Source organism: Nocardia sp. NPDC058497 (genome assembly GCF_042720195.1).
Lineage (GTDB): Bacteria > Actinomycetota > Actinomycetes > Mycobacteriales > Mycobacteriaceae > Nocardia.
In genome coordinates, this window is the sequence record NZ_JBHXMY010000848.1 from 1 (window position 1) to 1,880 (window position 1,880).

At 66.7% G+C, this 1,880-nt stretch carries 2 protein-coding genes and 1 tRNA gene; all 3 read right to left on the reverse strand.

The window, feature by feature from the left end; all coding sequences use genetic code 11:
- Positions 1 to 358 (reverse strand): LppX_LprAFG lipoprotein (locus tag ACFWPJ_RS31710; protein ID WP_378857044.1); only part of this gene is annotated, 358 nt, incomplete at its 3' end.
- Positions 359 to 566: 208 nt separating this feature from the next.
- Positions 567 to 1,466, reverse strand: a complete 900-nt coding sequence (locus ACFWPJ_RS31715; RefSeq protein ID WP_378857042.1) for a helix-turn-helix transcriptional regulator — start codon at positions 1,464 to 1,466, stop codon at positions 567 to 569.
- 190 nt (positions 1,467 to 1,656) lie between these two features.
- Positions 1,657 to 1,730: transfer RNA gene (locus ACFWPJ_RS31720), tRNA-Pro, on the reverse strand.
- Positions 1,731 to 1,880 lie beyond the last annotated feature (150 nt).

Here is a 1,880-nt window from a genome sequence, read left to right on the forward strand (position 1 = left end):
GGAACTTCGCCTCGGTGAACTCGGCCTCCGGTGTGAGCTTGACCTTCGCCTCACCCATCGCGGCGCCGGAGCCCTGGGTCTCGTTGGTGACGTCCGCCGAGACGGTTTCCACCGGCAGGTTCGGCAGGTTCTTCACATCGATGTTCAGGTGCACGGTGCGCAGGGTCTGCGTGGTCTTCGCCGACTCCTTCACGAGCTGCGCGCCATCAGGCAGCTGACCGGTCGGCGGCGCCGTCGTGGTGGCGTCGTCCTTGGAGCAACCGGTCACGAGGGCCGCGCAGACAGCGGCGACCGCGACGATCGAGGTGATGCCGGAGCGCCGCGACAAGCGGCTCCGGGGGGTGGGGTGCGGTGTCATGTCGATCAAGTTTCATCCCCTGGAGATGTCGTGTATGGCGTGGTGAGGCAGCCGAAGCTGCCGGTGCCTGCGACATACTAAGCAGACCATCGGACATCTCGCGCTCCCCCGACGGCGATAGTACCCGAGGTTCGCAGATTGCGACTTGCAAGGGACGGTAGAGTTTTCAGCTCTCGAACGGCCCAGGAAAATCGGCTGTCTACGCAGGTCAGCCGAGCGCGTGCACGCTCTCGATGTGCTCGTCCACCGGTGCCAGCCGCTCATCGTCGGACATCGCGAGCAATCTCGACATCGTCTCCGTCGCCGCCGCGTCCACCGGGGTGAAGATCTGCATCCAGGCGCCCTCGACCACCGGCAGCGACATGCTCGTCATGTGCATCGCGAGCGTGCCGACGGCCAGGTGCTGGATCACCTTGACCAGGTTCACCGGCACCGCGACATCGTTGCGGGCCCACAGATCGGCGAACTCCACGCTGGCCCCGCACAACTCCTCGACCAGGGCCACCCACTCCGGGTCGTCGAGATGCTTGACGTAGGCACCGCGCAGGTAGGCGACCATCCGGCGCAGGTCGTGCACGTTGTGCCGGTACGGGTTGCAGCACTCCGGTGTCAGGAACACGTGGCGCAGGATGTTCTGCTCACCGTCGGCGCAACGGGGAAACAACGCGCGATAGGCGTCGTTGTGCGCCAGCACATCGTATTTCGCGCTGAGCAGTACCGCGGGCAGCGGCGAGAGCTGATCGAGGATCACCGGCAGTCCGGGCGGCAACGCCGACTGCACCACCGAACTCGGGACAGACGGCACATCGGCGAGCCGGTAGAGGTGCGCCTTCTCGACCGGGTCCAGACACAGCGTCCGTGCGACGGCATCGAGCACCTGGACACTGGCATTGATGGGCCTGCCTTGCTCGAGCCAGGTGTACCAGGTGACGCCGATGCCGGAAAGTTGTGCCACCTCTTCGCGGCGCAAGCCGGGCGTGCGCCTGCGCGGCCCCGGTGCCAAGCCGACATCACCGGGGGCGATCTTCGCACGCCGGGACTTCAGAAACGCGCCGAGCTGGGCCCGGCGCTCGGTGCGCACCGAGCGCAAATCGGCCACTTCACTCATTCGTCCATCGTCGCCGAGCCCGGTCCCGGTATCCAGGTGGTGCTGATACCCGTTTCGGCGCTGGCGCTTACGTCGCTCCAGCCACTCGCCGAAGGTCGGACCCGCGACGACGGCGCCGGGGCCGGGGCCGGGCAGCAGCGCGCCGTCGGCTTGCGGGCGGTTATACCCGGGTTCAGCGGGGATTCTCCTGTCGGGCTGACAGGATTTGAACCTGCGACCACCTGACCCCCAGTCAGGTGCGCTACCAAGCTGCGCCACAGCCCGTTCTTGCCCCCGTCGCCGGGTGCTCGAAAAGATTACCGCACCATTCCGCGAAGGTACTAATCGGCTGGTAGATGGCCGTTTCTGTGGGTCTGATGGGCGGTGGCCCGCCGTGATCGTGCCTCCGGGAGCCCGCCGGGGCCGATTCAGATC